Genomic DNA, 6762 nt, shown 5'->3' on the forward strand with positions numbered 1-6762 from the left:
CTGCTTCCGCGCTTGCGCTGCTTGGACGAGTTCCGGCGAGTTGCGGCGAGTTCCGGCGAAATCCGGCCGGTCAGACGAGCGAGGCGATCTTGCCGAGCAGGTCGACCACGCGCTGCTGGACGTCGTCGCGCGTCGAGCGCTCGGCCAGGAACAGCACCGTCTCGCCGGTCTGCAGGCGCGGCAGGTCCTCCGGCGCGATGTCGACCGTCGTGTAGACGACGATCGGAGTCGAGTGCAGGCGCTGGTTGTTGCGCAGCCAGTCGACGATGCCGAGGCGGCGCCGACGTACCAGCATGAGGTCGAGAACCACGAGGTTCGGCTCGACGCTGGAGGCCTTCGACACCGCCTCGCTCTCCGAGGTGACGTGCACGACGTCCATGCCGCGACGTACCAGCGAACCGGTGAACGCGGTGGCGATGTCGTGGTTGGCCTCGACGAGCAGGACGCGCGAGGCGTGGGCCGCACTGTCGGCCGGGGCGAGCGAGCGCAGCAGCACGGCCGGATCGGCGCCGAACGCGGCGTCGCGCGTGGCCTGCATGAGCCCGGCGGTCACGAGCACCGGGATGTGCGCGGCGGTCGCGGCGGTGCGCAGGGACTGCAGGGCGGTACGCGTGATCGGACCGGTCAGCGGGTCCACGAACAGCGCCGCCGGGTGCGCCGTGGCGTTTGCGTCGACCTCTTCGCGGGACCGCACCAGGACCGGGTCCCAGCCGCGGGCAGTGAGCGCGCTCGACGTGGGGCCGTCGGGGGAGGGCCAGACCAGGAGCCTGCGGGGACGGCCGTCGGCGGTCGGGGCGACCATCGGCGGGTAGTTCGGGTCCACGGCGGCGAGTTCGCCGGGCGGGGGAGTGTCGACGTCGTAGCCCGCGGGGAGGTACGGGGGTTGCTGCTGTGGTTGCAGCTGCTGTGGTTGCTGCGGTTGCTGGTTCGGTGGAGCGGGGGGCGCGGGGGCGAGTTGGGCCGCTGCGGCTTGCAGGGCTTGGTGCGCGGCCTGTGCGGATTGCGCGTGTTGACCGGGTTGGTCGTGCTGGCCCGGCTGGGTCGGCTGCCCGGGCTGGCCCGGGTGCGTCGGTTCGCGGACGGTGCCCGGGTGGGGCGCGGCCCCCGGGGTGCGTTGCGGAAGTTCCACGGCGGGCAGGGCGTCGCCGCCGTTGGAGGTGCCTGTGCCCGTGCCGGCGCCCGTGCCGGGGAACGGCATGGGCGCGCCTTGGCCGTCGTGCGGGGGCGCGTAGGCGTGCGGGGCGGAGTCGCCGTAGGCGGGCGGCAGCGCGTACGGTCCGCTCGTCCGGCCGTCTCCGCGGTCCTCGGGCTCGGCCCCCGGCGGCTGTTCGTGGCCGGGCAGGCCCTCCGGCTGCTGTGCGGGGGCCAGGGCACGGCGGCGGCGACCCGTGAAAGGTGCGCGCGGTGCCGCGTCGGGGGCGGGGGCTTCGGGGGCAGCGGTGCTGCCCGTACCGGCATCTGCGGCGCCCGGCGTGGGCGGCGGAGTCGGCGGCATCGGGGGGATCACCGGGGGAGCCGGCACGTTCGGCGTCGCCGAGGGGTCGGCGGGAGCGAACGGTATGTGCGGCATCAAGGCCGTGGGGGCGTCCGCCTCCGCGCCGGGGGCCTGCGGGAGGCCGGGCATGTCCAGGAGTTCGGTCGGGGCGAGGTCGGGCTGCTCGCCCGGGTCGGGCCGGTCCTGCACGCTCGTGGAGCGGCTTCCGGCGCCGGGGGCGCCCGTGCGCGACTGCGACGGTATCGCCGCGGGAGGCGTCGACATCTGGTGCCGCGCGCGTGCCATGTGCGGCGTGTGACGCCCGTTGACCTTCGCCGGTACGCCGGTTCCGGCGTCCTCGGATTCCGTCCCCGCCTCCGCGACACCGGGTTCCGCGGTGCCGGCTTCCGCGCGGTGACTTGTCGCGCCGTGCCTGGGACTTGTGGGCTGCGTACCCGTTCCGCCGCTCGGCCCGGCGCTCGTGGCGCCCGGGCCCTCGGCGGCGCTGTCGGCGGACGGCAGCGCACGATGGGTCGCGCGGCGTCCGCCGGACGCGGGCACCAGCGGAACGCTCGGCGCCGTCCCGGGAGGCGGCGTCGACTCACCGGCCGGGAGCGCGATCGGCTTCGAGGGGGCGGGGGGGAGGGACGGGGTGGCCGGCGTGGGCGGACCTGCCGGGTTGGCAGGCTCGAGTCCGTGGCCGTTGCCGTTTCCGCGGCCTGTTGCGTTGCCGCCCGTGTTCCCGTTGCCGTTCCCGCCGCCGTCTCCGGCGCCGTCTTCTCCGCCGGAGTTGTCGCCTGCGTTGTCGCCGCGGGCGGCCGGCAGCCGAGGTGCCGAACTGTCGCCACTCGCGGGGGTGTTCTTGTCCGCCGCCTCGGTGCTCTCGCCGGTCCTGGGCCGCTCGTCGGCGCCGTCACCGGACCCCGGCTTCCGCGCCGCGTCCTGCTCGGGCTTGGCGCCGGGCTTGGCCGCGGCGGTGCCGGGGCGTACGGCAGGTGAGGTCCGGGCGCGCTTGCGGGCACGGGCGCGTACGTCCTTGCCCTCCTCCGCGGCATCCTGCGGACGTGCCTTTGCGGCGGCCTCGTCGTCGGCCGGGAGTTTGACCACGTACGTGCTGCCGCGCCCCTCCACCGCATGTGACTCGACCGTGCCGCCGTGCGCCTCGATCACCGAACGGGCCAGCGGCACATGGACCGAGCTGCCGCGGCTTGCGGGGCCGCGTACCTCGATGCGCGCCATGCCGTCGCGCTCCGCCGCCGCGACGACGACCGTCGAGCCCTTGGGGCCGGCGCCGACGGTGTCCGCGATCAGGTGGCCCAACGCCCGCGTCATCGCGTCGACATCGACCTGCACGCCGACGGCCGCGGCCGTCACCGTGAACTCGACGCCTGCGGCGCGTGCCGGGTAGGTCACCGTCTCCAGCGCGCGGTCGAGCAGATCGTCGACGGTCGCGGCGGTGCGCTCGACACCGTCCTTCGTCTCCCCGCGCTGGTGCTCCAGCACCTCGCCGGTGAGGCCGACCATCTCCTCGAGTTCGCCCGCGACTTGGCGTACCACGCGGCGCGCGCTCGGCCCCAGCTCGCCGATGCTGCCGTCGGCCAGGGCCTTCAGGCGCGCGCGGGACGCCTCGATCCGTACCAGCAACTCGGCGTCCAGCAGCTCCGCCAACTGCTCGCGGTGCTCGGCCAGCGTCCGTTCGCGCGACGTGTCGGTGAACGTCATCACCGCACCGACCACGGCCTCGCCCAGCAGAATCGGTGCCGTCGTCATCTCGACCGGGACGGCCTCGCCGTCGCCGCGCCACAGGACCTGGTCCCGCAGCCGCTGCTTGCGGCCGGTCTTCAGGGTCACCAGCGCGGGGCACTCGTCCGCGGGCATCGGCGTGCCGTCGGCCTTCTTCGGCTGCAGCAGCTCGTGCAGCGACTTGCCGCCCAGATCGCTCGCCCGGTGCCGCAGTATGCGCGCCGCCGCGGGGTTGACCAGCACAATGGAACCCTCGGCGTCGATCCCGACGATGCCCTCGGACGCGGCCCGCAGAATCATCTCGGTCTGCCGCTGCTGCCGCTGCAACTCCGACTCGACGTCCACCGAACCACTCAGATCACGCACCACGATCATGAGCAGTTCGTCGTCGTAGGCCCCCGGCAGGTTCGCGCTCGTCACCTCGACCGGCATCAGCGAGCCGTCGGTACGCCGCGCGGTCATCCGGGTGGGCTTCGTCCGCGTCTCCGACGTGTCCATGGCACGTACGGACCCCGGAATGCGGCTGCGGTCGAACGTCGGCAGCAGGTCCAGCAGTCCCCGCCCCACGATCGGCGTGCCCGGGGCCTCCAACGCCTCCAGCGCCATCGCATTCGCGTTGACCACCGTGCCGTTGCGGTTCACCAGCAGGAGCGCGTCAGGCAGGGCGTCGAGTATGGCGGCGAGGCGAGCAGCGCCTCGGGATGGCCTGCTGCTCACGAAGCGCGTACCTCCTCAACGTCCCCTGGACTGTGCCGACGGCCCATCCTGCCCGTCCCCCCGGAGGCATGTCACGACCGACTATCGCATTCTTTTTGCCCCAGCGTTGACCGGGCGGGTAATCTATCCGCCGTCGGGATACACCGATGGAGGCTTCGCCTAGTCTGGTCTATGGCGCCGCACTGCTAATGCGGTTTGGGTAACCAACCCCATCCCGGGTTCAAATCCCGGAGCCTCCGCACTTCAACGGCCCGTCCGGTCCAACCGGACGGGCCGTTCTGCGTCCCCGCCCCGGACCCCTCCGTAACCACCCGGCCACCCCCAGCACCCGGGCAATCCCTTTTGCCCCGACCATCCCCCTCCATCCGCTTCGCCCCTCCGCCCCTCCCGCCATGTGATCTATGCCGCACAACCCCCACCTTCGCCCCACCCAGACCAAACCCCCCTTTTCGCTCTCAGCGAACACCCGACCCCCCACTCGACCCCCACCCCAACTCCACCCCCCGCCCTCACCCACCCCCCTCGCCCACTCCCGAGACACCCCTCCCCCAACCCGCACCCCGACACCACCCCCGCAGACCCACCTCCCGCAGACTCCGACCCCCGTCGACCTCCCTCCCCCCAAACCGCCCCAAATTCCCCCTCCCGCCCCCAGTCACACAATCGATTTCAGCCCCGGCGCCGGATCCTGTATTGTTCTTCTCGGTTCACCGACCAGCGCTCGTAGCTCAACGGATAGAGCATTTGACTACGGATCAAAAGGTTGCAGGTTCGAATCCTGCCGAGCGCACAGCAGCTCAGAGGCCCTCTCCCTGATCGTGGGAGAGGGCCTCTTGCGTGTTATGCCCCCGCGTACAGCAGCGAAGTACAGCAACGCTCACCCGAGTTGATCGCCTAGCTTCTTGAGCGCCGCCCGCGTGTCCTCACTCGGCACGTGGCTGTACACCTCCATCGTCACCGAGATCTGCGAGTGCCGAAGGATCTCCATGATCACGCGCGGATGCACGCCGAGCGCGACCAGGAGTGAGCCACACGTGTGGCGTGTGTCGTGCAGTTTGATCGGCCGTACGCCCGCCTTCGTGCACCGCGCCGGGAACATCCGCGTCAGGTTGCCCGGCTCGATCGGTGTCCCGTACCGCGTCGTGAACACCAGGCCGCGCGTGTCCTGCCACAACTCGCCCGCGCGTTCCCTGGCCCGCTGCTGTTCCTCGCGCCGCAGCTTGAGCGCCGTCACGCAGATGTCAGGCAGGGGGAGCGTGGCTTCCGAGCTTTCCGTCTTGGTCTCCGGGTGCAGCAACTCGCCGCCGGCGCGCTGGAGCTGACGTTCGGGGGTGAGTTTCCCCGGCGTCCAGGTCGACCAGGTCCCAGGTCAGTCCGAGCACTTCCCCGCGGCGCAGGCCGAGGACGAGCACAAGAACCCACGCGGCATACAGCGAGTCCCGAGCGTTGCGCGTGTGCTCAAGGAACGCCTTGGCGTCATCCACCGTCCACGGACGGAACTTCCGCTTGCGCGGCTTGGACACAGGGACGAGCCCCGCCACGTTCTTTGAGATCAGTTCTTCTGCGATCGCGTGAGTGAGCGCCGCGCGCAACGCATCCCGCGCCGCCTGGATTGTCCGTTGGGACGGGTACTGCCGGCAGCACTGCCCGATCGCACAGCACCGCCGCCGACGTCGTGGGCCCCGGTGCTCTTCGGGACGCTTCGCATCTTTTCCTTGTGCACAGCACTGGCACGTCGCGCGCAGCGTGTTGAGCCAGGTCCGAATGTCCCGCACCGTAAGCCTGTTGATCTTCTTCTTACCGATGTGCGGAGTGATGTAGAGGCGCGACGAGCACTCGTACGCGATGTATGTGAGCGGCGCGAGGTCCGGCTTGACGATCTCGGCGAGCCAGTAAGAGAGGTACGACTCAACCGTCGGCGTCGAACGGTGAAGCCCTCGACTACCTCGTACTCGCCGACTCCACGTTGGCCATCGAGACACACGACGGCATCCGGGTCATCACCGACGACCGCGAAGCCCAGGTGGGCAACAAGTACCGCGCCGCCATGGACGCCATCCCCAACGGCACCCCCGAACGCGTCACCGCGCACCGGTTGTACGTCGAGGCCCTGCGCGCGCATCGCAATCAGCCCGAAGGGTTCTGGGTGGCCGCCGCCGATCCTGCCGCAGCTGCGCAGGCCCTCTCCGGAAGCGTCCCCCGCTCCTATGTCGTGGCTCTGTCAGCCCTAACCGACGGAGCCTCCCGAGCAGTCGACCGTTTCGACCTCACCGACTGGCCAGGCGCCCTGAACGTCTTCCGCACCGAAGGGCCGGCCGAACTCATCGCACGAGTCCGCGCCGCCGAAAACTCCGACCCGAACGGCGCCCGTTGGCCCCGCGGCAAGGACAAGGACGATGCCACCGCCGCATGGTGCCTTGCCTGAGCAGTGGGAGCCCAGACCCGCCAGGTGACGATCCGTGGACGCGTACCGCGCCGATCGACCTCCGGCCGATCCGGGGAAGTTCCGTCCTTCCCCCGACCCCCCTACGCGGTTCGTGACGACGCCTGCCACTGATCAAGCGTTCCCGACCTGGGTGCCCCCGGTCGCGGCCTGAGTGCCACTCACCAACGCGTGATGCAGTGCCGGACAGATCAACTGCCGAATTGATCTCTCGTGGATCAAGAGCGCGCCGCAAGCGGCGCGCCACCGCCCGGCCGGTGGGGGACCGCCGCGCGTGCGGCGTGGCCGCCGGTCACGGCGGTCCCCCACCGGCCGGGGGGCGGGGGGCATCCTGGTGTACTCCCAGTACCCCGGGGTCACCAGGGAACGCAAAGACGACAAAAAC

The 6762-nt window shown here is 71.3% G+C and carries 2 protein-coding genes, 2 tRNA genes and 1 pseudogene; 3 read left to right on the plus strand and 2 right to left on the minus strand.

Features of this window, described 5'->3' with window-relative positions; genetic code table 11:
- Positions 1–70: 70 nt before the first annotated feature.
- Entirely contained in the window at positions 71–3934 is a 3864-nt protein-coding gene (locus tag ACWD12_RS26155) for a PAS domain-containing protein (protein WP_450101581.1), read from the minus strand.
- 148 nt (positions 3935–4082) lie between these two features.
- Between ACWD12_RS26155 and ACWD12_RS26160 the strand changes: the two genes are divergently transcribed.
- Positions 4083–4173: transfer RNA gene (locus ACWD12_RS26160), tRNA-Ser, on the plus strand.
- 478 nt (positions 4174–4651) lie between these two features.
- Positions 4652–4724 (plus strand) — tRNA-Arg (locus ACWD12_RS26165).
- An 87-nt stretch (positions 4725–4811) separates the two neighbouring features.
- Here the strand turns inward: ACWD12_RS26165 and ACWD12_RS26170 are convergent.
- Positions 4812–5850 (minus strand): annotated as a pseudogene (locus ACWD12_RS26170) (site-specific integrase); the annotation flags it as partial.
- A gap of 50 nt (positions 5851–5900) precedes the next feature.
- On the opposite strand from ACWD12_RS26170, the gene ACWD12_RS26175 reads away from it, so the two are divergent.
- Positions 5901–6359 (plus strand): hypothetical protein, encoded by a 459-nt coding sequence (locus tag ACWD12_RS26175; protein ID WP_450101582.1) that lies wholly within the window; start codon positions 5901–5903, stop codon positions 6357–6359.
- Positions 6360–6762: the final 403 nt, after the last annotated feature.

It is taken from the genome of Streptodolium elevatio (assembly GCF_053592165.1).